The organism is Microbacterium sp. JZ37 (assembly GCF_035188445.1).
GTDB classification, from domain to species: domain Bacteria; phylum Actinomycetota; class Actinomycetes; order Actinomycetales; family Microbacteriaceae; genus Microbacterium; species Microbacterium barkeri.
Map to the genome: position 1 here is coordinate 2,452,598 of NZ_CP045253.1, position 23,841 is coordinate 2,476,438.

The 23,841-nt window shown below is 72.7% G+C and carries 22 protein-coding genes; 10 read left to right on the plus strand and 12 right to left on the minus strand.

The genetic code is table 11. From position 1 onward, the window contains the following. Nucleotides 1–2 precede the first annotated feature (2 nt). The 5 genes from rbfA to GC092_RS11360 form a co-directional block, all read right to left on the minus strand. Nucleotides 3–446, minus strand: a complete 444-nt coding sequence (gene rbfA, locus GC092_RS11340) for a 30S ribosome-binding factor RbfA (protein ID WP_271174195.1) — start codon at nucleotides 444–446, stop codon at nucleotides 3–5. A gap of 74 nt (nucleotides 447–520) precedes the next feature. Further along, entirely contained in the window at nucleotides 521–3,298 is a 2,778-nt protein-coding gene (infB, locus tag GC092_RS11345; RefSeq protein WP_324011997.1) for a translation initiation factor IF-2, read from the minus strand. Nucleotides 3,299–3,358: 60 nt separating this feature from the next. Beyond that, nucleotides 3,359–3,646 (minus strand): YlxR family protein, encoded by a 288-nt coding sequence (locus GC092_RS11350; protein WP_309299957.1) that lies wholly within the window; start codon nucleotides 3,644–3,646, stop codon nucleotides 3,359–3,361. Between the two features lie 49 nt (nucleotides 3,647–3,695). Then, nucleotides 3,696–4,685, minus strand: a complete 990-nt coding sequence (nusA, locus tag GC092_RS11355; protein ID WP_324012002.1) for a transcription termination factor NusA — start codon at nucleotides 4,683–4,685, stop codon at nucleotides 3,696–3,698. 123 nt (nucleotides 4,686–4,808) lie between these two features. After that, nucleotides 4,809–6,563 carry a proline--tRNA ligase gene (locus GC092_RS11360; protein ID WP_282978091.1) on the minus strand — a complete coding sequence of 585 codons (1,755 nt, stop codon included), beginning with the start codon at nucleotides 6,561–6,563 and terminating at the stop codon, nucleotides 4,809–4,811. Between the two features lie 132 nt (nucleotides 6,564–6,695). Between GC092_RS11360 and GC092_RS11365 the strand changes: the two genes are divergently transcribed. Genes GC092_RS11365 through GC092_RS11375 form a run of 3 tightly spaced genes read left to right on the plus strand, consistent with a single transcriptional unit; the run spans nucleotide 6,696 to nucleotide 9,513 of the window. Then, nucleotides 6,696–7,154 carry a carboxymuconolactone decarboxylase family protein gene (locus GC092_RS11365; RefSeq protein WP_282978092.1) on the plus strand — a complete coding sequence of 153 codons (459 nt, stop codon included), beginning with the start codon at nucleotides 6,696–6,698 and terminating at the stop codon, nucleotides 7,152–7,154. A 5-nt stretch (nucleotides 7,155–7,159) separates the two neighbouring features. Then, complete coding sequence (locus GC092_RS11370) at nucleotides 7,160–8,050, plus strand: sigma factor (RefSeq protein ID WP_324012004.1); 891 nt, start codon at nucleotides 7,160–7,162, stop codon at nucleotides 8,048–8,050. Between the two features lie 35 nt (nucleotides 8,051–8,085). Beyond that, nucleotides 8,086–9,513, plus strand: coding sequence for an RNB domain-containing ribonuclease (locus tag GC092_RS11375; protein WP_324012005.1), 1,428 nt, complete (start codon nucleotides 8,086–8,088; stop codon nucleotides 9,511–9,513). A gap of 10 nt (nucleotides 9,514–9,523) precedes the next feature. Here the strand turns inward: GC092_RS11375 and GC092_RS11380 are convergent, their stop codons facing one another. Continuing rightward, the gene (locus tag GC092_RS11380) at nucleotides 9,524–10,111 is read right to left on the minus strand and encodes a TetR/AcrR family transcriptional regulator (RefSeq protein ID WP_324012007.1); all 588 of its coding nucleotides are present in this window, start codon (nucleotides 10,109–10,111) and stop codon (nucleotides 9,524–9,526) included. A gap of 66 nt (nucleotides 10,112–10,177) precedes the next feature. Between GC092_RS11380 and GC092_RS11385 the strand changes: the two genes are divergently transcribed. Together GC092_RS11385 and GC092_RS11390 are read left to right on the plus strand one after the other, a co-directional pair. Continuing rightward, complete coding sequence (locus GC092_RS11385) at nucleotides 10,178–10,789, plus strand: NAD(P)H-dependent oxidoreductase (RefSeq protein WP_324012008.1); 612 nt, start codon at nucleotides 10,178–10,180, stop codon at nucleotides 10,787–10,789. A 58-nt stretch (nucleotides 10,790–10,847) separates the two neighbouring features. Beyond that, the gene (locus tag GC092_RS11390; RefSeq protein WP_324012010.1) at nucleotides 10,848–11,534 is read left to right on the plus strand and encodes an alpha/beta fold hydrolase; all 687 of its coding nucleotides are present in this window, start codon (nucleotides 10,848–10,850) and stop codon (nucleotides 11,532–11,534) included. A gap of 6 nt (nucleotides 11,535–11,540) precedes the next feature. Here the strand turns inward: GC092_RS11390 and GC092_RS11395 are convergent, their stop codons facing one another. Further along, on the minus strand, nucleotides 11,541–12,296 hold the full coding sequence (locus GC092_RS11395; protein WP_324012012.1) for a metallophosphoesterase family protein: 756 nt from the start codon (nucleotides 12,294–12,296) through the stop codon (nucleotides 11,541–11,543). A gap of 22 nt (nucleotides 12,297–12,318) precedes the next feature. Further along, the gene (gene ispG / locus GC092_RS11400; RefSeq protein WP_271172211.1) at nucleotides 12,319–13,470 is read right to left on the minus strand and encodes a flavodoxin-dependent (E)-4-hydroxy-3-methylbut-2-enyl-diphosphate synthase; all 1,152 of its coding nucleotides are present in this window, start codon (nucleotides 13,468–13,470) and stop codon (nucleotides 12,319–12,321) included. A gap of 244 nt (nucleotides 13,471–13,714) precedes the next feature. Between ispG and GC092_RS11405 the strand changes: the two genes are divergently transcribed. Next, on the plus strand, nucleotides 13,715–15,649 hold the full coding sequence (locus GC092_RS11405) for a chorismate-binding protein (RefSeq protein WP_324012013.1): 1,935 nt from the start codon (nucleotides 13,715–13,717) through the stop codon (nucleotides 15,647–15,649). Nucleotides 15,650–15,666: 17 nt separating this feature from the next. On the opposite strand, the gene GC092_RS11410 is transcribed toward GC092_RS11405, so the two are convergent. Further along, a complete protein-coding gene (locus tag GC092_RS11410; protein WP_324012015.1) occupies nucleotides 15,667–17,001 on the minus strand; it encodes a M50 family metallopeptidase in 1,335 nt (444 codons plus the stop codon). A gap of 76 nt (nucleotides 17,002–17,077) precedes the next feature. Between GC092_RS11410 and GC092_RS11415 the strand changes: the two genes are divergently transcribed. From GC092_RS11415 to GC092_RS11425, 3 genes are all read left to right on the plus strand, one after another. Next, nucleotides 17,078–17,680: a hypothetical protein gene (locus GC092_RS11415; RefSeq protein WP_324012016.1), complete on the plus strand. Its 603-nt coding sequence runs from the start codon at nucleotides 17,078–17,080 to the stop codon at nucleotides 17,678–17,680. A 154-nt stretch (nucleotides 17,681–17,834) separates the two neighbouring features. After that, complete coding sequence (locus tag GC092_RS11420) at nucleotides 17,835–18,530, plus strand: YcnI family protein (protein WP_324012018.1); 696 nt, start codon at nucleotides 17,835–17,837, stop codon at nucleotides 18,528–18,530. Between the two features lie 74 nt (nucleotides 18,531–18,604). Continuing rightward, on the plus strand, nucleotides 18,605–20,215 hold the full coding sequence (locus GC092_RS11425) for a Mur ligase family protein (protein WP_324012020.1): 1,611 nt from the start codon (nucleotides 18,605–18,607) through the stop codon (nucleotides 20,213–20,215). Nucleotides 20,216–20,343: 128 nt separating this feature from the next. On the opposite strand, the gene dxr is transcribed toward GC092_RS11425, so the two are convergent. Together dxr and GC092_RS11435 are read right to left on the minus strand one after the other, a co-directional pair. After that, a complete protein-coding gene (gene dxr, locus GC092_RS11430; protein WP_324014901.1) occupies nucleotides 20,344–21,429 on the minus strand; it encodes a 1-deoxy-D-xylulose-5-phosphate reductoisomerase in 1,086 nt (361 codons plus the stop codon). A 5-nt stretch (nucleotides 21,430–21,434) separates the two neighbouring features. After that, entirely contained in the window at nucleotides 21,435–22,391 is a 957-nt protein-coding gene (locus GC092_RS11435) for an FKBP-type peptidyl-prolyl cis-trans isomerase (RefSeq protein WP_271172217.1), read from the minus strand. A 154-nt stretch (nucleotides 22,392–22,545) separates the two neighbouring features. Between GC092_RS11435 and GC092_RS11440 the strand changes: the two genes are divergently transcribed. Continuing rightward, nucleotides 22,546–23,316 (plus strand): lysophospholipid acyltransferase family protein, encoded by a 771-nt coding sequence (locus tag GC092_RS11440; RefSeq protein ID WP_282978104.1) that lies wholly within the window; start codon nucleotides 22,546–22,548, stop codon nucleotides 23,314–23,316. A 3-nt stretch (nucleotides 23,317–23,319) separates the two neighbouring features. On the opposite strand, the gene GC092_RS11445 is transcribed toward GC092_RS11440, so the two are convergent. After that, nucleotides 23,320–23,787 (minus strand): OsmC family protein, encoded by a 468-nt coding sequence (locus tag GC092_RS11445; protein WP_324012022.1) that lies wholly within the window; start codon nucleotides 23,785–23,787, stop codon nucleotides 23,320–23,322. Nucleotides 23,788–23,841: the final 54 nt, after the last annotated feature.

Sequence of the window (23,841 nt, forward strand, 5' to 3'; positions counted from 1 at the left end):
GCTCAGGCGTCGTCTTCGTCCGCCGTCTCGCGCGGCTTGACGTAGGGGTCCTCCCCCGCCGCCCACTGCGCGCCAGCGGCGAGCCCGGCGACCGCCTCGTCGCGCTCGCGCGCCTCGCGCAGGAGCGCGGTGAGGTGGTCGGCCGTCTCCGGCAGCGCATCGGGGATGAACTCGAGCGACGGCGTGAGCCGCGTGTTGAGCTGCTTCCCGACCTCGCGGCGGAGCATGCCGGTGGCGGCCTTGAGGGCCGCGCCGCTCGCGACGCGCTCCTCGTCGGAGCCATACACCGTGTAGAAGACCGACGCGTGCTGCAGGTCACCCGACACGCGCACGTCCGTGATCGTCACGAAGCCGAGCCGCGGATCGCGCAGGCCCTTCTCGAGGCGCTCGGCGAGGATGACGCGGATGCGATCCGCGAGCCGCGCCTGACGTTCCTGTCCGGCCATGTTGTCCTCCTTGGATGAGACGGCCCTGCCGAGCGGCCGGAGCCGCCCGACAGGGCCGGTGGGTGAGATCCGCGTCAGCCGCGCGGCTTCTCGACCATCTCGGTCGTCTCGATCTCGTCGCCGACCTGGATGTCGTTGTACTTGCCGAGGCCGATGCCCGCCTCGAAGTCCGTGCGGACCTCGGTGACGTCGTCCTTGAAGCGGCGCAGCGACTCGATCGCCAGGCCGTCCGCGATGACCACGCCCTCGCGGATGACGCGCGCCTTGGCGTTGCGCGTGATCGTGCCGGAGCGGACGATGACACCCGCGATGTTGCCGAACTTGGAGGAGCGGAAGACCTCGCGGATCTCCGCGACGCCCGACTGGACCTCCTCATACTCCGGCTTGAGCATGCCCTTGAGCGACTGCTCGACATCGTCGATCGCGTTGTAGATGACCGAGTAGAACCGGACGTCCACGCCCTCGCGAGCTGCGGCCTCTCGGGCCTTGGCGTCGGGGCGGACGTTGAAGCCGATCACGATCGCGTTGTCGATCGTGGCCAGGTTGACGTCGGACTCCGTGATCGCGCCGACACCGCGGTGGATGATCCGCAGCTGGACGCTCTCGTCGACCTCGATCTTGAGCAGCGACTCCTCCAGCGCCTCGACGGCACCGGCGACGTCGCCCTTGATGATGAGGTTGAGCGACTCGACCTTGCCCTCTTCGAGCGCACGCGTGAACTCCTCGAGCGACATGCGCTTGCGGGCCTTGGCCAGCTGGGCGTTGCGCTCGACGGCCTCGCGCTTCTCGGCGATCTGACGCGCCGTGCGGTCGTCGTCCGTGACGATGAAGGTGTCGCCGGCCCGGGGAACCGAGCTGAGACCCTGCACCTGCACGGGCCGCGAGGGAGCGGCCTCGGTGACGGCGTCGCCGTTCTCGTCGATCATCGCGCGGACGCGGCCGTACGCCGTGCCGGCGACGATCGGGTCGCCGACGCGCAGCGTCCCCGCCTGGACGAGCACGGTCGCCACCGAGCCGCGGCCCTTGTCGAGCTTCGCCTCGATCGCGACACCGCGCGCCGCCTTGTTCGGGTTCGCACGCAGGTCGAGACCCGCGTCCGCCGTGAGGAGGACGGCGTCCAGGAGGTCCTGGATGCCGATGTTCTGACGCGCGGAGACGTCGACGAACATGACGTCGCCGCCGTACTCCTCAGCCACGAGACCGTACTCGGTCAGCTGCTGGCGCACCTTGGCCGGGTTCGCCTCGGGCTTGTCGACCTTGTTGACCGCGACGACGATCGGCACGCCGGCCGCCTGCGCGTGGTTCAGGGCCTCGACCGTCTGCGGCATGATGCCGTCGTCGGCCGCGACCACGAGGATCGCGATGTCGGTCACCTCGGCACCGCGGGCGCGCATGGCCGTGAAGGCCTCGTGACCCGGGGTGTCGATGAAGGTGATCGCGCGCTCGAAGCCCTCGTGCTCGGTCCACACCTGGTACGCGCCGATGTGCTGCGTGATGCCGCCGGCCTCGCCCGCGACGACGTTCGTCTTGCGGATGGCGTCGAGCAGTCGCGTCTTTCCGTGGTCGACGTGACCCATGACCGTGACCACCGGGGGACGGATCTCGAGGTCGGCGTCATCCTCCTCGAGCTCCTCCTTCTCGAGGTCGAGGCCGAAGCCCTCGAGGAGCTCCTTGTCCTCGTCCTCGGGCGAGACGATCTGGATCTTGTAGCCGAGCTCGGAGCCCAGCACCTCGAACGTGGCCTCGTCGAGCGACTCGGTCGCGGTCGCCATCTCACCGAGGTGGAACAGCACCGTGACGAGGTTGCCCGGCTGGACGCTCATGCCGGTGATCGACTCGATCTTGTCGGCGAAGTCGGAGATCGATGCGCCGCGGCGCATCCGGATGACGGTGTTGCCGTCGCCGCGCGGGACCTTGACGCCGCCGACGATCGGCGCCTCCCGCATCTCGAACTCTTGACGCTTCGCCCGACGCGACTTGCGCTGCTTGGACTTGCCGCCGCCCTTGCCGAACGCGCCGGCCGTGCCGCCACGACCGCGGCCGCCGGGACCGGGACGGCCGGCGAAGCCGCCACCGCCGGGTGCGCCGCCGGGACGGAAGCCGCCGCCGGCACCGGGGCCGCCGGGACGACCCGCGCCGCCCGGACGCTGCTGGAACGGAGCACCGGGACGACCGGCGCCGCCACCGGGACGACCAGGGCGCGGCGCGCCGGGGCGCGGTGCACCCGGGCGCGGAGCCTGCGGCTTCGGCGGACGGGGGATGTTGCCGGGCGTCGGGCGCTGGCCCATGCCCTGCGCCGACGCGAACGGGTTGTTGCCGGGACGCGGACCGCCCGGACGCTTGCCCATGCCCTGCTGCGACGCGAACGGGTTGTTGCCGGGACGCGGGCCGCCGGGACGGGGCCCGGGGGTCGGTGCGCCGGGCGCCGCGGGAGCGGCGGCCTCGGGCTTCGGCGCGGCGGGCGCCTCGCCAGCGGCCGGCTTCTCGGCCTGCGGGGCCGCGGGAGCCGGCTTGGCAGCGGGCTTCGCGGGTGCGGGCTTCGGTGCAGCGGGCGCCTCGGCGGCCGGCTTCTCGGCCGGACGCGCGGGACCGGGCTTGGGTGCGCCGGGGCGCGGCGCGCCGGGGCGCGCGGGTGCGGGCTTGCGGGCCGCGGGCTTCGCGTCGGCGGGGGCGTCCGCGGGCTTCGCGGCGGCCTCCGACTCGAGCGCGGCGCGCAGCTTGCGCGCGACGGGCGGTTCGACCGTCGACGACGGGCTCTTCACGAACTCGCCGAGCTCCTTGAGCTTCGCGAGCGCGACCTTGCTGTCGACACCCAGCTCCGCGGCGATCTCATGTACGCGTGGTTTTGCCACAATTCTCCTGTCTGGGGCGGCCTGCCCCGGACAGGGCAGACCTCTAAAGGCGGACGGGTCTCATTTCGAGCCGTTCACTTGATTTCCATAGCTGCTCAGCCATTTCTCGAAGGTCTGCGTGTCGAGCGGGCCCGGCACGCGCAGTGCTCGTACGAAGGCGCGGCGTGTGAGTGCGGTTCCGATGCACTCGGGCGTCGGATGGACCCACGCCCCCCGGCCCGGCATGACAGCGCGCTCATCGGGGACGAGCTCGGAATCGATGACGACCACCCTGAGAAGGGCGGCTCGGGGAGCGCGCATGCGACAGGCGACGCACGTCCGTACGGGTTCCATCCTACACCTCGGCATCGCGGATGGCCGTCGCGCGTGTCGCGACGGCCCTTTCGATCGGGCCGGCTCAGCCCTGCTCGAGGATGCTGTCGGGCTGGATGTCGATCTTGGCGCCCGTGAGCTTGGCGGCGAGACGGGCGTTCTGCCCCTCCTTGCCGATCGCGAGCGACAGCTGGTAGTCGGGCACGAGCGCGCGAACGGCCTTCGTCGTCGCGTCGAGCACGAAGCTGCTCGTCACCTTGGCGGGAGACAGCGCGTTCGCGACGAACTTCGGGAGGTCGTCATCGTGGTCGACGATGTCGATCTTCTCCCCGCTGAGCTCCTCCGTCACGGCGCGGACGCGGCGGCCCAGCTCGCCGATGCAGGCGCCCTTCGCGTTGATCGACGGGTCGTTCGCGCGCACGGCGATCTTCGTGCGGTGCCCCGCCTCGCGGGCGAGCGAGGTGATCTCGACGAGCCCGTTCGCGATCTCGGGGACCTCGAGCGCGAAGAGCTTGCGGACGAGACCGGGGTGCGTGCGCGACACGGTGATCTGCGGGCCCTTGAGGCCCTTCGCGACGCTCGTGACGTAGACGCGCAGGCGAGATCCGTGCGAGTACTCCTCGCCGGGCACCTGCTCCTCGGGCGGCAGGATGGCCTCGACCGTGCCGAGGTCGACGTGGATCATGCGCGGGTTGGGCCCCTGCTGCACGACGCCCGCGACGATGTCGCCCTCCTTGCCGCGGAACTCGCCGAGCACGGCGTCGTCGGCCAGGTCGCGCAGGCGCTGGCTGATGACCTGCTTGGCCGCGTAGGCGGCGATGCGGCCGAAGTCCTCGGGAGTCGTCTCCTCCTCGCCGATGATCGCGCCCTCCTCATCCCGCACGGGGACGAGGATCGCGACGTGGCCGGTCTTGCGGTCGAGGTGCGCGCGTGCGCCCTCGGGGATCTCGCCGCTCTGGGAGACGTGCTTGCCGTATGCCGTGAGGACGGCCTGCTCGATGATCCGAACGAGTTCGTCGAACGGGATCTCCTTCTCGCGCTCGACCGTTCGCAGCAATCCGAGATCGATATCCACAGCGTCCTCCGTATTCAGCTCTCATCGGCACACGTCTCGCCGACATCTCCGCAACGATACCGGATCGAGCCGCGCCCACGCTGGGAGCGGGCCGCGGGCGCGGGCCAAGCGCCGTGCGGCGCGTCAGGCGGTCAGGCGCGCCACCGCGTCGGCGAACGGGACCACCTCGCGGTCGCCCGTCCGACGGTCCCACAGCTCGACCATCCCGTCGGCCGCACCGCGCCCGACGACGACGAGCTTCGGCACGCCGATGAGCTCGGCGTCGCCGAACTTGACCCCCGGCGACACCTTCGGACGGTCGTCGTAGAGCACGTCGAGGCGGGCCGACTCGAGGTCGGCGACGAGCCGCTCGGCGAGCGCGAACGCCTCGTCTCCCTTGCCCGTGGCCACGACGTGCACGTCGAACGGCGCGACCGACTCGGGCCAGATGAGGCCCCTGTCGTCGTGCGAGAGCTCGGCGATGATCGCGAGGATGCGCGTGACGCCGATGCCGTACGAGCCCATCGTGACGGTCACGAGCTTGCCGTTCTCGTCGAGCACCTTGAGGCCGAGCGCCTCCGCGTACTTCCGGCCGAGCTGGAAGACGTGGCCGATCTCCATGCCGCGCGCGAGCGTCACGGGGCCCGAGCCATCCGGAGCGGGGTCTCCGTCGCGCACGGTCGCGGCCTCGACGAAGCCGTCCGCCGTGAAGTCGCGCCCGGCGACGAGCCCGTGCACGTGGCGGTCGGCCTGGTTCGCGCCCGTGATCCAGCGCGTGCCGTCGACGACGCGGGGGTCGAGGAGATAGCGGATGCCCGTGGCCGACTCCTCGCCGAGGATGGGCCCGGTCGCGCTCCAGGGTCCGATGAACCCGCGGACGAGAAGCGGGTTCGCCTCGAAGTCGGCGTCCGTCGCTGGCTCGACCTCGGCGGGCGCGAAGGCGACCTCGACGCGCTTGTCGTCGATGTCGCGGTCGCCGGGGATGCCCACCACGACGAGCTCGCGCGTGCCGTCCAGATGGGTGAGCGCGAGCACGACGTTCTTGAGCGTGTCGGCCGCGGTCCACTCCCCCTCGAGCACGTCGTTCGCGTGCGCGACGAGGGTCTGGATGGTCGTCGTGCCGGGCGAGTCGAAGACGACGGGCTCGGGGAGGCCGTCGAACGGGACGGGCTCGGGCGCCGTCGTCGTGTACGCCTCGACGTTGGCCGCGTAGCCGCCCTCGCTGCGGACGAAGGTGTCCTCGCCGACGGGCGTCGGGTGGAGGAACTCCTCGGAGCGCGACCCACCCATCGCCCCGGCGTCGGCCTGCACGATCGCGTACTCGAGTCCGAGGCGCTGGAAGATGCGCTCGTACGCGTCGCGCTGCGCCTGGTACGAGCGGTCGAGGCCCTCGTCGGTGTGGTCGAACGAGTACGCGTCCTTCATCGTGAACTCGCGTCCGCGCAGGAGGCCGGCGCGCGGCCGAGCCTCGTCGCGGTACTTGTCCTGGATCTGGTAGATCGTGAGCGGAAGGTCCTTGTACGACGAGTAGAGGTCCTTGACGAGGAGCGTGAACGCCTCCTCGTGCGTCGGCGCGAGGAGGTAGTCGCCGCCCTTGCGGTCCTGCAGACGGAAGAGGAGGTCGCCGTACTCGTCCCAGCGGCCCGTGGCCTGATAGGGCTCACGCGGCATGAGCGCCGGGAAGTGCACCTCCTGCGCACCGGCCGCCGTCATCTCCTCGCGGATGATCTGCTCGATCCGCGCCTTCACCCGCAGGCCGAGCGGGAGCCACGCGAAGATGCCGGCCGCCTGACGGCGGATGTAGCCGGCCCTGACGAGCAGGCGGTGGCTCGCGACCTCTGCCTCGGCAGGGTCTTCTCGGAGCGTGCGGACGAAGAGTTGCGACAGACGGGTGACCACGAGCGACAAGTCTAGGCCCGCGTCCTCGCCGCTCCGACACGCCGGCGGCGCCCCTGTCACACTTCGCGCACGCGCTCCGACGGTATGGATGGACGGCCATCCGCCGTCGACACCGACCGGAGGAGGACCCCCATGACGCGCATCGCGATCGCGAAGACCAACAAGCTCGGCTATGCCGCGGTGATCGGCCTCGAGGGCTATGTGCGCTCGACCGTGGACGCCGAGCTCTACGAGCTCATCAAGCTGCGGGCATCCGTCCTGAACGGATGCGGATTCTGCGTGGACATGCACGCGACCGACGGAGCCCGGCGCGGGATCTCGCAGCGCAGGCTGCACGCGGTCGCCGCGTGGCGTCATGCGCGCTCCCTGTTCGACGAGCGCGAGACGGCGGTGCTCGCCCTCACCGACGCCGTCACCCGCCTCGGGCCCGACGGGGTCGACGACGAGGTCTGGGATGCCGCGGCGCGGCACTTCGACGACGGGCAGCTCGGTGCCATCGTGCTGGCGATCGCGACGATCAACGTCTGGAACCGGATCGCGATCGCGACCGAGATGGAGCCGCCGGTGGACGCCGCCCACCCCGTAGCCTGAGCATCGTGGAGGCCCTGTCGTCGCGCTCGGCGGCCGCTCTCGCCTGGCGCGAGGAGCGCGACCGCCTCGTCGGCATCGCCTATCGGATGCTCGGGGATTTCGGCCACGCGGAGGACGTGGTCTCCGAGGTGGCGCTCGAGGCTGTCCGCGCCGAGCGGGGCGCGCCCGTGCGGTCGTGGCCCGCATGGCTCACCACGACGTGCGTGCGGCGCTCGATCGACCGACTGCGGCAGCTCGCGGCGGAGCGGGAGGAGTACCCCGGCCCGTGGCTCCCCGAGCCGGTCGCGGTCGACCGCCTGCCCGAGGACGTCGTCGCCGATCGCGAGATGCTCTCGCTCACGGTGCTGCACCTCGCCGAGCAGCCCTCGCCCGAGGCGCGCGCGGCCGTCGTGCTCCATCGGGCGTTCGGCATGAGCGCGGTCGAGATCGGACGCGTGCTCGAGCGCTCGCCGGCGGCCGTGCGTCAGCTCATCTCCCGCGGCGAGCGCCGGCTCCAGCTCGACGGAGATCGCGCCGCGTCGCCGCCCCCTCCCTCGCGTGAGGCGCTCGCCCGCGTCGTCGAGGCCATCGAGGGCGGCGACATCGCAGCCGTGGTGGCGTCGCTCGCCGACGACGCCATCCTGTGGGCGGACGGCGGAGGACGCGTCCGCAGCGCTCTCAACCCCGTCTTCGGCCCGCGTCGCATCGCCCGCTTCCTCGCGGGCATCCTCGGCAAGGCGATCGCAGCGGGCGTGCGGCCCCGCGTCGCGCACACGGAGGTCAACGGGGAGCCCGGGCTGTCGCTCGCGATCGGGGCGGAGGTCGACGTCATCGCGTTCGAGTTCGACGCGAGCGGCGCCATCCGGGGCATCCGCCGGGTGTCGAACCCCGAGAAGCTCACGCGCGTGCTCGCCTGACTCCCGCGCGGCGGGCGCACCCCTAGGCTGACGGCATGCCGGCACGTCACACCCGCCTGTCGCCGTCCGCCGTCCAGAGCGCGCTCGGAGAGGCGCTCGCCGAGCTGCGGCGATCGCTCGAGCTGCCCGATTCGTTCCCGGCCGAGGTCGTCGCCGAGGCGGAGGAGGTCGCCGCGAGCGATGCCGCCGTCGACGGCTCGGACGCCGAGCGCGCGGATCTGCGCGACCTCGCGTTCCTGACGATCGATCCCGAGGGATCGCGCGATCTCGATCAGGCGATGCACATCGCCCGCGCGGGTGACGGCTTCGTCGTCCACTACGCGATCGCCGACCTCGCGGCGTTCGTGCGCCCCGGCGGGGCGATCGACGCGGAGGCACGGCGCCGCGGGCAGACCCTCTACGCACCCGACGGCTCCATCCCGCTCCATCCCGAGGCGCTGTCGCACGGGGCCGCGTCGCTCCTGCCCGACGAGGACCGCCGCGCCTATGTGTGGCGCTTCGCGCTCGATGCCGAGGGAGCGCACGGCCCCGAGGACGTGACGCTCGAGCGCGCGTGGGTGCGATCACGGCGCCAGTGGACGTACGAGGAGGCCCAGCGGGCGATCGACGACGGCTCGGCTCCGGAGACGCTCCGGCTTCTTGCAGAGGTCGGCCCCCTGCGGATCGCGCAGGAGGCCGCGCGCGGCGGAGCGAGCCTCAACGCCCCCGAGGAGGAGATCGTCGACGGGCCGGACGGCTACACGCTGCGGATGCGCAGGCCCCTTCCCGTCGAGGACTGGAACGCGCAGATCTCCCTCATGACGGGGATGGCCGCGGCCGCGATCATGCAGCGGGAGGGCCGCGGCATCCTGCGGACGATGCCGCCGGCCGACGAGGAGTCGCTCGCGGAGTTCCGGCGGCGCGTCGCGCTCCTCGGTCGCCCCTGGGACGACGCCGTGGACTACGGCGAGTACCTGCGCCGGCTCGACCCTGCCGACCCCGCGACGCCCGCGGTCCTGCAGGCCGCGAGCGCGCTCTTCCGCGGTGCGGACTACGCGGCGTTCACGTCTCCCGACGAGGTCCCGGCGGATGCCGGCCAGGCCGCGATCGGCGCGCCCTACGCGCATGCGACCGCTCCCCTGCGGCGGCTCGTCGATCGCTTCGTGCTGCTCGCCTGCACGGGGCATGCCGATGTCGACACCCTGCCGCTGCTGCCCGACATCATGCGCCGGTCGTCGGCCCTCGCGTCTCGTCTCGAGTCCGGCGCCGTCGACCGCGTCGAGGCGGCCGTCCTGCACGCGCGCATCGGCGACATCCTGGACGCGGTCGTCCTCGCCGAGACGAAGGGCGGACGCCGCGTGCAGATCGCCGACCCGTTCGTGACGGCGACGGTGCGGGAGGCGGTCGAGCCGGGCACGCGCATCCGCGTGCGCGTCGAGTCGACCGACATCGCGACGGGAGAGGTCGTCCTGTCCGTCGCGTGACGCCTCGCACTCAGGCGGAAGCGCTCGCGAGGGCGATGACGCCGTCGATGCCCGCGTCGACCTGCCCCGCGTCGATGTGCCCCGCGACGACGAGCGTCGCGAGCCCGTGGGCGAGGCCCCAGACACCGGCCACGGCCGCCTCTCGGGTCGGGGCGTCGAGCGCCGGCGCGGCCTGTGCGACGACCTCGGCGATCAGCTCCTCGTTCGCGCGGATGAGCGGTGCCATCGCCTCCGACGGATGGCCGGGCACGCACACCTCGGGGTCGAAGACGATGCCGAAGCCGTGCGGATGCTCCCGCGCGTACCCGACGTAGGCCGACGCGATCGCGCGGAGCCGTGCGCGCGGATCGCGCTCCCCCTCCGCCGCGCGGCGCTGCGCGTCGAGGAGAGCGTCCATGTGCCGCTCGGAGAGGCGCTTGAGGAGCGCGAGGCGGTCGGCGAAGTGGTGATACGGCGCGTTGTGGCTCACACCCGCCCGGCGTGCGACCTCACGGAGGCTCAGCGCCGCCGCACCGCGCTCGGACAGGAGCGCGTCCGCCGCCTCGAGCAGCGCGGGACCGAGGTCGCCATGGTGGTACCTGCTGACGGATGTTGACACGCGCAAGATCCTAGCTATCCTGACAGTGTCCACATTCTGGACAGTGCCCACTTCTCAGGAGGAGCCGTGCCCGCTCTCGTCATCGACGGCCATCCGTCGCCCGATTCCCTCGTGTCCGCCCTGGCCCGCCGCTACGCGGAGGCGCACGGCGACGCGGTCGTGCTCGCGGTGCGCGATCTCGACTTCGATCCCGTGCTGCGCGCGGGCTACCGGGCCGAGCAGCCGCTCGAGCCCGACCTCGAGGACGCGCTCGAGGCGATCTTCGCCGCCGACCACGTCGTCGTCGCGACCCCGGTCTGGTGGGCATCGACGCCGGCCCTCCTCAAGGGCTTCCTGGATCGCGTGCTCCTGCCCCGCGTCGCGTACCGGTATCGCTCGAACGGGCTCCCGGAGGGGCTCCTCCGCGGCCGCACGGGGCGCGTCATCATGACGAGCGACTCACCGCGATGGTTCCTGTGGGCGACGGGCGACCCCGCGATGCGCCAGCTGCGCGCCCAGACCCTGCGCTTCTGCGGCATCCGCCGGGTGCGCGCCTCTCGCTTCACCGACGTCCGCCATGCCGACGCGCAGCGGCGGAGCGGATGGCTGGAGCGGGTCGCCGAGGACGCGCGGCGAGACGCCGCGCGCGTCTCGCGAGAGGCGCCCGGCGCCCTGATCGCCCGCCCCGTATCCGCCTGAAGCAGAACGCGGCGCCGCCCCTTCCGCCATGTCGGAGGCCGCCGCTAGCGTCGAGGGCATGGACGTCCTCCTCATTCCCGGTCTCTGGCTCGACGCACGGTCCTGGGGGCCGATCGTCGACGCGCTCACGGCCGCCGGCCATCGCCCTCGCCCCCTCACCATGCCCGGCGTCGGGGACCCCGATCCCGGCGACATCGGCCTCGCCGACTGGATCGACGCGGTCGTCGCGGAGATCGACGCCGCCGCCGAGCCGGTGGTCCTCGTGGGCCACTCGGGCGGCGGCAACGTGGCCTGGGGCGCGGTCGATGCGCGGCCCGATCGCGTGGCACGCGTGGTCTTCGTGGACACGGTGCCGCCTGCGCCCGGCTTCGGCATCTCGGAGTTCCCCGTCGAGGGCGGCGTCGTGCCGTTCCCGGGGTGGGACTTCTTCGACGCGCCCGAGACCGCCGACCTCGACGCGGAGACGCGCGAGCGGACGGCCGCGCTCACCGGAAGCGTGCCGGCCCGGGTCCCGACCGACGAGATCGCGCTCTCGGATCCGCGACGGCACGACGTGCCGGTCACGCTCCTGATGGGGTCGATGGACGAGGACGCCCTCCGCGCCGAGCTCGCGCAGTGGGGGCCGTTCGCGGACGAGTTCGGCGCCATCGCCGACGTCGAGGTCGTGCGCATCGGCTCGGGGCACTGGCCGCAGTTCACGCAGCCGGAGCGGCTCGCCGAGCTCGTCGTCGCCGCCGTGCGCTGAGGCCGCTCAGGCGGTCTGGCGACCGCGGTAGACGGCGGTGCGCAGCTCGATCTCCCACACGTCCGCCGTGGGCATCGCGCGCTCCCGGGCGACCGCGATCTCGGCTTCGACGTCGTACGGCACGCGCACGAACTGGACGCCGAAGGGGGCGCCGCGCTCCCCATCGAGCTCGCCCTCGAGGATGACGTACGACGGCGTGGGCTCGTCGAGCGGGTTGCCCACGCTGCCGACGTTGAAGAGCGTGCGCCCGTCGGCCGACTCGATGTACGCGTCGTGGATGTCGCCGTAGCCGACGACGTCGGGAGCCGCACCCGGTCCGGTCATCTCGGTGGCGCGGAACATCCCGTCGAACTGCTCGGCCGTGTGGTGGAAGTGCACGCGCACGTGCGGGCTCTCCGCCGACGCGTGGAAGAGGCGGATGCGGCGCCCGCTCAGCGCGAGATCGTGGCGGAGCGGCAGCGTGCGCAGCCAGAGGCGCTGCGCGGCCGTGAGCTCGTCGCGCCACCAGACCATCTCGGCGGGGCCCTCGTCCGGGATGGTGTCGAGGAAGTCGTCCCAGTTGCCCCGCACGTTGACCGCGCAGGCCTCCTGCACGCGCGCCACGGCGGCGCTTCCGCGCGGGCCCTTGCCCGCCGTGTCGCCGAGGTTGACGATGTGCCCGATGCCGCGCGCGGCGATGTCGGCGAGCACGGCCTCGAGCGCCGTGAGATTGCCGTGGACGTCGGAGATCAGGGCGATGCGGTCGAGGGGCACGGACGCCATCCTGGCACGGCGCCGCGCGGCGCTACGCCGTGACGACCTGCGCGGTGCCGAGCGGGGCGTCCGGGCCCATCGCGTCGGCGATGCGGTTCGCCTCCTCGATGAGCGTCTGCACGATCTCGGCCTCCGGCACGGTCTTGATGACCTCGCCCTTGACGAAGATCTGGCCCTTGCCGTTGCCCGATGCGACGCCGAGGTCGGCCTCGCGCGCCTCGCCGGGCCCGTTCACGACACACCCCATGACCGCCACGCGCAGCGGCACCGTCATGTCCTTGAGCCCCTCGGTGACGCTGTCGGCGAGCGAGTAGACGTCGACCTGGGCGCGTCCGCACGACGGGCAGGACACGATCTCGAGCTTGCGCTCGCGCAGGTTGAGCGACTGCAGGATCTGGTGGCCGACCTTGACCTCCTCGGCGGGCGGCGCCGAGAGCGAGACGCGGATGGTGTCGCCGATGCCCTCCGCGAGGAGGATGCCGAACGCCGTGGCCGACTTGATCGTGCCCTGGAAGGCGGGGCCCGCCTCGGTCACACCGAGGTGCAGCGGCCAGTCGCCGCGCTCGGCGAGCAGACGGTACGCCTTCACCATGACGATCGGGTCGTTGTGCTTGACCGAGATCTTGAAGTCGTGGAAGTCGTGCTCCTCGAACAGGCTCGCCTCCCACACCGCCGACTCGACGAGGGCCTCGGGCGTCGCCTTGCCGTACTTCTCGAGCAGGCGGCGGTCGAGCGAGCCCGCGTTCACGCCGATGCGGAGCGAGACGCCGGCGGCCTGCGCGGCCTTCGCGATCGCGCCGACCTGGTCGTCGAACTTGCGGATGTTGCCGGGGTTGACGCGGACAGCCGCGCAACCGGCGTCGATCGCCTGGAACACGTACTTCGGCTGGAAGTGGATGTCCGCGATGACCGGGATCTGGCTCTTCTTCGCGATGATGTGGAGGACATCCGCATCGTCCTGGCTCGGCACCGCGACGCGGACGATCTCGCAGCCCGACGCCGTGAGCTCGGCGATCTGCTGCAGCGTCGCGTTGATGTCGGTGGTCGGCGTCGTCGTCATGGACTGCACGCTGACGGGGGCGTCGCCGCCGACGAGGACCTTCCCGACCCGGATCTGACGCGACTTGCGGCGCGGGGCGAGGGTCTCGGGCACGCGGGGCATACCGATGTTCACTGCAGGCACGGGTCCAGGTTACGCCGCACGGGTGGAAGCGGGCTGGATGGCGGGCGAGCGGAGCGGCGGGAGCGACGCACCGCGCGGCACGCTCCGCGCGCCTGTGGTAGTTTCAGGCGCATGTTCGCGAACCGCACCTGGTGGCCCGCCCGATAGGCGGTGCTTCGCGAACCTCGAATTCGACCGCCCAGTTCAACCGGATGGGGCGGTCTTTTCTGTCTGAGGGCAGCCTCGCCCAGGAGGAGTTTCACGCATGACCGGGACCGCTGCCCCCGCCACGGCCGACCTCATCGCCCGCCTCGCCGCCGACCCCGGCGCCTCGTTCGCGCTCATCGTCCGAGAGGGCGGCGACGCGGTCGAGGTGCTCGAGGGCGAGGTCGTCGACGTCGAGCTGCTCGCGGACATCCCGCTGACCGGGCCCGACGGCACCCCGCGCGAGGTGCTCGCGCTCGTGCCGTTCCGCCAGGTGCGCGAGCGCGGCTTCGAGGCGCACGACGACGACGCGCCGCTGCGCTGCCTCACCGTCGACGCGCACTCGGCCATCCCGCTCGACGCCGCCGTCGACGCGCTGCCGGCCGAGCACATCCCGCTCGCGGCCGCGGGATTCGACCTCGACGACGCGGAGTACGCGGCGATCGTCCGCCGTGTCATCTCCGAGGAGATCGGGCGCGGAGAGGGCGCCAACTTCGTCATCCGCCGCGACTACGTGGCCGGCGTCGACGCCGACCCGCGCGTGGCCGCGCTGACCTGGTTCCGCGCGCTGCTCGAGCACGAGCGCGGCGCGTACTGGACCTTCGCGATCATCACGCCCGGGCACGTGGCCGTCGGGGCGAGCCCCGAGGCGCACGTCAGCGCGCGCGACGGGGTGGTCACGATGAACCCGATCTCGGGCACCTTCCGCCATCCGGCCGGCGGCGCGACGGTCGAGACGCTGACGGAGTTCCTCTCGTCGACGAAGGAGACCGAGGAGCTCTTCATGGTCGTCGACGAGGAGCTCAAGATGATGAGCGCCGTCTGCAGCGACGGCGGCCGGATCACGGGCCCGCATCTCAAGGAGATGTCGCGCCTCACGCACACGGAGTACGTGCTGCGCGGGCGCTCGCGCCTGGACCCGCGCGAGATCCTCCGGGAGACGATGTTCGCCCCGACGGTCACGGGCTCCCCCATGCAGAACGCGTGCGCGGTCATCCGCCGCCACGAGGCGTCGCCGCGCGGGTACTACTCGGGTGTCGCCGCGCTGTTCACGCCGAACGCCGAGGGCGGGCACGACCTCGACGCCCCGATCCTCATCCGCACCGCGTATCTCGAGGACGGCCGCCTCCGCGTGCCGGTCGGCGCGACCCTCGTGCGGCACTCGGATCCGTACGGGGAGGTCAGCGAGACGCACGGCAAGGCGGCCGGCGTGCTCGGCGCGATCGGCGCCATCCCGCGCGCGATCACGATCGTGCCCGACGACGACGAGCCGGCTCCCGCCCGTCGCCTCGCCCACGACCCCGACATCGCGACGCTCCTGGCCTCCCGCAACGCGCGCCTCGCGCCGTTCTGGATGCAGGAGCAGGAGCCGGGTGCCCGGCAGGCGCCGTTCACGGGCCGACGCGCGGTCGTCGTCGACGCCGAGGACCGCTTCACGACGATGCTCGCCCACCAGCTGCGCCACCTGGGCCTCGACGTGGAGATCGTGCACTGGAGCGAGGCCGAGCCCGCCCGCCTCGACGCGGCGGAGCTCGTGGTCTCGGGCCCCGGCCCCGGCGATCCGCGCGACGACGAGAGCCCGCGCGTCGCCCGCATGCGCGAGGTCGTCGTGCGCCGACTCGAGCAGCACCGACCCCTCCTCGCCGTGTGCCTGAGCCACCAGATCCTCGCGGACCGCATCGGCGTCGGCCTCGGGACGCTCGCGAGCCCCCACCAGGGCCTCCAGCTCGATGTCGACCTGTTCGGCGAGCGCGCATCGATCGGCTTCTACAACACCTTCACGGCCCGCGTGACCCCCGGCGTCACGCGGCTCACGCCGAGCGAGACGCGGTGCGGCGCGGTCGGCGAGGTCGAGGTCGCGGCGGACCCGTCGACGGGCGACGTCTACGCCCTCCGCGGTGCGGGCTTCGCGTCGGTGCAGGGGCACCTCGAGTCCATCCTGTCGCGCGACGGCATGCGGACCCTCGAGCGCCTCGTCGCGCACGCGCTCGCCTGAGACCGCCTGGCGCGCGTTCAGCCGCCGAGCAGCTGCACGGGGTTGAAGATGTCGGCCGCGAACAGCAGCGCGCCCATGCCGATGAGGAGCACCACCACGACGAGCGTGAGGGGCACGAGGCGCGTGGCGTCGGTGGGCGCCGGCTCGGGGCGGCCGAGGAGCTTGGCGACCGCCCGGCGCGCGCCGTCCCACAGGGCGACGAGGATGTGACCGCCGTCGAGCGGCAGCAGCGGCACGAGGTTGAAGACGAACAGCGCGACGTTGAGCGACGCCAGGAGGCTCGTCATCACGGCGACGCGGTCGAGGATCGGCGCGTCGGTCGCGGCCACCTCACCCGCGAGACGCCCCACGCCGACGACGCTCATCGGGCCGTCCGCGTCGCGCTCCCCGCCGGTGAAGAGGTCGTAGGCGGTGTCGTACAGCCGAGCGGGAAGGTCGACGACGATCCCCACGACCGCCGCGACGTTGTCTGCTGCCGCCTGCGGACCCGCCCAGATCGGCTCGCGCACGCGCTCGACCGACGAGCTGATGCCGGCGTAGCCGACGGTCTCGACCGACGTCGTGCCGTCGTCCGCGGTGACCTCGACCTCGTTCTCGACGGGCGTGAGCGTCAGCGGGATACGGGCGCCGTCGCGCTCCACGACGACGGGGATGGCCGTGCCGGGGTGCGCGCGGATGATCTCGGATGCCTCGGCGAACGTCTCCACGGGGGTTCCGTCGAGCTCGACGAGACGGTCGCCGGGGAGGATGCCGGCCGCGTGCGCTGGCGCCTCGGGGTCGTCGGCCGCGCATTCGGTGGCTGTCGAACCGGGAGGAAGGACGCACTCGGACACGGCGGCGACCGTCGTCGTCGCCTGCTGCATGCCGATGCCGCTGAAGAGCACCGCGAACAGGACGACCGCGAGCACGAGGTTCATGATCGGGCCGCCGAGCATGATGACGACGCGCTTCCACACCGGCAGCCGATGGAAGGTGCGCGCGTCGTCGACGCCCTCGAGCGTCTCGGCGTTCGCGGCCTGCGCGTCCTGCACGAGCGTCGCGTAGATGCCGCGGCGACGGGCGGCGCGCGCGGACGCCGCGGCCGAGTCGACCGCGGTCGTCGGCTCGTCCTTCGCCGGCGGGTACATGCCCGCCATCGAGATGTAGCCGCCGATCGGGAGCGCCTTGACGCCGTACTCGGTCTCGCCGCGGCGCGTCGACCACAGCGTCGGGCCCATGCCGATCATGTACTGCCCGACCCGCACGCCGAAGCGCTTGGCGGGCACGAGATGCCCGATCTCGTGCAGCGCGATCGAGACCGCGAGGCCGACCACCATGACCAGCACACCGATCACGAACGCGAGGACATCCACGCCGCCACGCTAGCGGCCACGCCTCGGAGTTCCCCGCACGGCACGGACGCACGCGGCGAGCGCCTATCCTGGGGGCGTGACCGACCGGCAGCTGCGCGCCCTCCGCGGGGCGTCTGCGTCGACGGTCGCGACCGTGCTCGCCGCCGTCTCGCACACGGTCGGCGGCGGAGCCGCTCCCGCTCCGCTCCTCGTCGTCGCGATGGCCGCGGTGCTCGCTCTGCCGGCCATCCTCGTCGTCGGCCGGCGTCCGCGACTGTCGCGCGTGCTCGCCGCCGTCGTCACGACCCAGGCGGCGTTCCACCTCGCATTCCTCGCGCTCGGGTCGCCGGTCGCGACGCGCATCTCCGCGAGCGCGCACGCGGGGCATCTGCACGCCGAGGCGCACGCGCATCCGGCCCTCGTCGAGACGGCCGTCCTCGCGACGGCGGCCGATGCCCCCATGCTCGCGGCGCACGCGGTCGCCGCGCTCGTCACGACGGCGCTCCTCTGGCGCGGCGAGCAGCTCGTCCGCGCGATCGCCGCGTGGGCGATCGCGCGCCTCGTGCGCGCGGCCGCGCTCCCGCTCGTGCGCATCCGTCGTCGGCTTCCCCTGCGTGCAGACCGCCGCGGCGAGCGGGCGAGCCGGCGCTTCCACGACATCCGCCTGCAGCGCGGACCGCCTTCGGCCTCCTTCGCCTGACATCGCCCGTCCCGGGCACCCGTCGCGCTCCGCGATCGCCGCGCGCGACGTCCGGCGCATCCGCGCCATCCGGCACCCCCGCGCGCCCTCCGGCCTGCCTCGCAGCCGGGCCGCGCTGCGCCGGAGCGAATCGAAGACCCCGAAGGAAACAGCCATGACTCCCATCGCCCCTGCCCGTCGTCCCGCCATCCGCCGTCGCGGCATCCGCCTCGCCGCGTCCGGCGCGCTCGCCGCCGCCCTCGTGGCCGCACCGCTCGCGGCGCACGCGCACGTCACCGTGACGCCCGATGCTCCCGTCGCGGGCGGGTACGACGTGCTGACGTTCGCGTTCTCGCACGGATGCGACGACTCCCCCACGACCGCCCTCGTGATCACGCCGCCCGCCGACGGCATCGACTCGGTCGTCCCGGCCGTCCAGGCCGGATGGTCGATCGACGTCGAGCGCGACGCGTCGACCGGCCTCGTGCAGTCGATCACATACACGGCGGACGAGCCCGTCCCGAACGCGATGCGCGCCGCCGTGGAGCTCTCGGTCGCCTACGCCGCCGACGCTCCCGACACGCTCGCATTCCCCGTCGAGCAGCTGTGCGTCGATGGGTCGACCTCGTGGTCCGAGATCGCCGAGGACGGCGAGGACCCGCACGACCTCGAGGCTCCGGCGCCGGTCGTGACGCTCGCGCCAGCGGCGGAAGAGGACGGCCACGCTGCGGACGACGCGACGACGGAGACGGACGCGGGCGAGGCCGACAGCGGCGCAGTGCCGGTCGCGCTCGGTGCGGGCGGGCTCGCTGCCGGGGTCGCCGCTCTCGTCGTGAGCGTCCTCGCGTATCGCCGCACCGCGCGTCGCTGAGACGATGCGAGGCGCCGACACCCCGTCGGCGCCTCGCATGCTCTCCTCGGATCGCGCGTGAGACGATGGAGAGGATGTCCGCGACACCGTCGAACCTGCCCCCCGTCCTGCGACCGGAGAACCCGCCGCGACGCTCCCTGACCGAGCTCGCCGAGCGCTTCGGCGGCGAGCTGCGCGGGGAGGCGACGGGCGTCGAGCTCACCGGCGTCACACTCGCGACCGCCGACCTGCGCGCAGGCGAGGCGTTCGTCGCGATCCGCGGCGTCAACCGCCACGGTGCGGAGTTCGCGGCGGCCGCGGCCGAGAAGGGCGCCGTCGCGGTCGTGACGGACACGGAGGGCGCCGAGATCGCGGCGTCGGCCGGTCTGCCGATCGTCGTCGTCTCCGACCCGCGCGCCGTGCTCGGCGATCTGTCGGCGTGGGTCTACGGCACCGACCGCGACCTGCCGCTGCTCCTCGGGACGACCGGCACGAACGGCAAGACCTCGATCACGCACCTTCTCGACGGCATCCTCACCCAGATGGGCGTGGTGACGGGGCTCTCCTCGACCGCCGAGCGCCACATCGCGGGCGAGGTCATCGTGTCGCGTCTGACGACCCCCGAGGCGAGCGAGTTCCACGCGCTGCTCGCCCTCATGCGTGAGCGGGGCGTCGAGGCCGTCGCCGTCGAGGTCAGCGCGCAGGCGCTGACCCGCCATCGCGTCGACGGCCTCGTCTTCGACGTCGCGGCGTTCACGAATCTCACGCACGACCACCTCGACGACTACGCCGACATGCGCGAGTACTTCGAGGCGAAGGCGGCGTTCTTCACGCCCGAGCGCTCGCGCCGCGCGGTCATCTCCCTCGACTCGGCTCCCGGTGCCGAGTACGTCGCGCGCGCGACCGTGCCCGTGGTCACCGTCGCCACCCCGTCGATCGCGGCCGACCCCGATGCGGCCGCCCAGGCGGACTGGATCGTCACGATCGACGACGAGCGCCAGGAGGGCACGCGGTTCACGCTGACCGGACCGGATGGCCGCGCGCTCACGTCGGTCGTGCCGGTCATCGGCCCGCACATGGCGTCGAACGCCGGCACCGCCATCGTCATGCTGCTCGAGGCCGGCTTCGCGTGGGAGCGCATCGTCGAGGCGCTCGAGCGCGACGGCGGCATCCGCGCGTACCTGCCCGGGCGCACGCAGCTCGTCTCGGGACCGGAGGGCCCCGCGGTCTACGTCGACTTCGGCCACACGCCCGATGCGTTCGAGAAGACGCTGGCGGCCGTCCGCCGCGTGACTCCCGGCAAGGTGCTCATGCTCTTCGGCGCCGACGGAGACCGTGACAAGACGAAGCGCCGCGACATGGGCCGCACGGCGGTCGAGGGCAGCGACATCGTCGTCATCACCGACCACCACCCGCGTCACGAGGACCCCGCGGCCATCCGCGCGACCCTCCTCGAGGGCGCACGCGCGGCGAACCCGGACCACCCGATCTACGAGTTCTCGCCGCCCGAGACCGCGATCGTCGAGGCGGTCAAGCTCGTCGGACCGGGCGACGCGATCCTCTGGGCGGGCCCGGGTCACCAGGACTACCGCGACATCAAGGGCGTCCGCACGCCGTACTCGGCGCGCGAGCTCGCGCGGCGCGCGCTGCGCGACGCCGGCTGGCCCGTGCCGGACCCGGCCTGGCCCGTCCCCTACGAGAACTGAGCCGCGCGAGGACGCACGCACCCGAGTCCTGGCGTTTGCCCCCGAGCCCTGGCGTTTGCCCCGTGCGGCCGGTCAGATCCGCGGATGGCGGCCGCACGCGGCAAGCAGGCCCACGGGCGCGCGCGCCCTCAGCCGCGTGCGGCGATGAGCTCGTCAGCGCTGCGCCGCGCCCAGGCCTCCGCGTCGGCGAGGGTCTCGAGCGTGAGCTCGGCCGGAGCCTCGTGCCGGTCGAGCACGGCGGCGATCGTGTCGACGATGCCGGGGAACGACAGCCGCCCGTCGTGGAACGCCTCGACCGCCTGCTCGTTGGCGGCGTTGTAGACCGCGGGATGCGTGCCACCCGCCTCACCCGCACGTCGCGCGAGCCGCACCGACGGGAAGGCGTCGTCGTCGAGCGGCGAGAACTCCCACGTCTGCGCCGCGGTCCAGTCGATCGGCACGTCGACGTCGACGAGACGCTCGGGCCAGGAGAGGCCGAGCGCGATCGGGACGAGCATGCGCGGCGGTCCGGCCTGCGTGATCGTCGAGCCGTCGTGGAACTCCACCATCGAGTGGATGAGCTGCTGCGGGTGCACGACCACCTCGATCCGGTCGTACGGCACGTCGAACAGCAGGTGCGCCTCGATCACCTCGAGGCCCTTGTTCACGAGCGTCGCCGAGTTCGTCGTGATGACGCGCCCCATCGAGAAGTTCGGGTGCTTGAGCGCCTGGGCGGGCGTGACGTCCTCGAGCGCGGAGCGCGACCATCCGCGGAACGGCCCGCCCGACGCGGTCACGACGAGGCGGCGCACCTCGCCGCGCTCCCCGGCCCGCAGCGCCTGCGCGATCGCGGAGTGCTCCGAGTCGACCGGGACGATCTGCCCCGGGCGGGCGAGCCGCTTGACGAGCTCGCCGCCGACGATGAGCGACTCCTTGTTCGCGAGGGCGAGCGTGCGCCCGGCCTCGAGCGCGGCGAGCGTGGGGCCGAGGCCGACGGAGCCCGTGATGCCGTTGAGCACGATGTCGGCGTCCACGTCTCGCACGAGCTGGGCTGAGCCCTCCGCGCCGAGGGCCGTGTGCTCGACGCCGAACTCGGCCGCCTGCGCGCGGAGCAGGTCCTCGTTGGATCCCGTCGAGAGGCCGACCAGCTCGAACCGGTCGCGGTGCGCGCGGATGACCTCGAGCGCCTGCGTGCCGATGGACCCGCTCGACCCCAGGACGATGACGCGGCGCACGCGGGTCACTCCGCCGGAGCCTCTTCTGCGGCGGGCGCCGGGTGCTGGGTCGCGAGGATGTCGACGACGAAGACGAGCGTCTCCTCCTGGAGCTCGTTGCCCTCGCTCGCGCCGTAGCCCTCGGCGGGCGGGATGACCGCGAGAACCTGCGAGCCGACCTTCTGGCCCTCGAGGGCCTTCTTGAAGCCCGTCACGACGCCCGTCGTCTCGAACTGCGCGGGCGTGCCGCGGTCCCAGCTCGAGTCGAACACGGAGCCGTCGGAGAGCTTCACGCCCGTGTACTGGACGAGGACCATGTCGCCCGCCTCGACCGTGGCGCCGTCGCCGGCCTTGAGGGTCGACAGCTCGGTCGTCTCCGGCGCCTCGGCGCCCTCGGGGATCGTGACGGTCGGAGCGCCATCCTCGGCGAGCTCGACCGTGGGCATGCCCTCGGTCGGCTCCTGCTCCTCACCCCACGCCGCGGTCGGCGTCACGCTCAGGAGGTCGAAGACGTAGATCTGCGCGTTCGTCGCGGTGCCGGCCTGGTCGGTGCCCGACGGAAGCGCGAGCACGAGACGCGAGCCGACGTTCTCGCACCCCGTGAACTGGCCGAGCGACTCGGGCGACACGAGCGCGGGGAGCAGCTCGCCCTCGTTGTAGCCGAGCTCCCCGACCTTCTCGCCGCTCACGGCGTCGTAGGCCGTGAGCGCGTAGTTGAGGTAGTCGCCGCTCTGGACCGGCTCGCCGTCGCCCTCCTCGAGGACGAGGCGCTGGGCCTCGGGGACCTCGATCGGCTTCTCGAAGGTGGCCGTCGACGGCTCGCCGAGCTCGCCGTCCACCGTCACCGACTCCACGGCCTCGCCCGTGGGGGCGGCGGCCGCGCAGAGGTCGGCGGGCGTGCCCGTGGGCGACGCCTCCGGCTCCGCCTCTCCCGAGGGCGCGCAGCCCGCGAGGGCGAGAGCCGCGACGACGGCGGTGGACATCAGGCCAAGGGAGCGAGCACGCACGGAAACCTCATTCATCGGGGGATCGCGTCCCATCCTCCCCGATTTCCGCTCCGCATGCGCTGAACGCCGCGGTCGCACCGGCGATCCGCAGGATTCCGGCGGCGGCATACGTCGGCAGTACCCTGGAGGGATGACCGACGACGTGCAGAACCCGGCCGAGTCCGACGGCTCACCCGTCCGCCCCAGCTGGGTCTACACGCTGGGGCGCGTCGTCCTCGCTCCTCTCGCGCGCGCCGTCTACCGCCCTCGAGTCGAGGGCAGGGAGAACATCCCCGCCGAGGGGGCGGTCATCCTCGCGAGCAACCACCTGTCGTTCATCGACTCGATCGTCATCCCGATCGCGGCGGCACCGCGCCCTGTCCACTTCCTCGCGAAGTCGGATTACTTCACCGGCACCGGCTTCAAGGGCTGGTTCTCGCGGACGTTCTTCACGGCCGTCGGCGCGATCCCGGTCGACCGCGCCGCCGGGCAGGCCGCGCTCGACGCGCTCGACCGGCAGAAGGACATCCTCGCGACGGGCGCGGCCGTGGCGCTCCACCCGGAGGGCACGCGCTCGCGCGACGGGCGCCTGTACAAGGGCCGGACGGGCGTCGCGTACCTCGCGCTCGAGAGCGGCGCCCCGGTCGTGCCGATCGGGCTCATCGGCACGGACAAGGTGATGCCGGTGGGCGCTCGGATGCCGTCGCTCCGCGACCGGGTGACGGTGCGCTTCGGCGCGCCGATCGATGTGTCCGTGCACGGACCGGCGTCCTCGGGCAAGGCGCGCCGCGCGGCCACGGATCAGATCATGGCGGCCATCCACGAGCTGTCCGGCCAGGAGCTCGCCGGGGTCTACAACGAGCTTCCGGCGAGCAGCACGCTCGAGAAGATCAAGCGCGCCCTGCCCCACGAGCGCCTGTAGCCGTCAGCCGACGGAGACCTCCGCCTCGTGGTGCACGGGGAAGTTCACCGAGTTGGCGATGAAGCACCACTCGTGGGCGTCGTCGTGCGCCGCGCGCGCGTCCTCGACCATCAACGCGTCGGCGACCGTGACCCGCGGGCGCAGCGTCACGCTCTCATACCGCCCGCCGTTGCCCTGCTGGCGCATGGTTCCGACCGCCTCGTCGACGTACGACGTGACGACGACGCCGCGGACGACGCACGCGTGCAGGTAGGAGAGCAGATGGCACTCCGACAGCGCCGCGAGGAGCAGGTCCTCGGGGTTCCAGCGCGCACCGTCTCCGCGGAACGGCACGTCGGCGGATGCGAGCACCTCGGGCTTGCCCTCGATCCTCAAGGACACGGACCTGTCGTAGTCGCGGTATCCGGATGTCCCGGTGCCCCGGTTGCCGGTCCAGGTGGCGGTGAGCGCGTAGTGGTGTTCGCCGAGCATGCCCCCAGTGTCGCACCACGGACGCCGGCGGAGGGCCCGCGGCGCTTCGTTAGG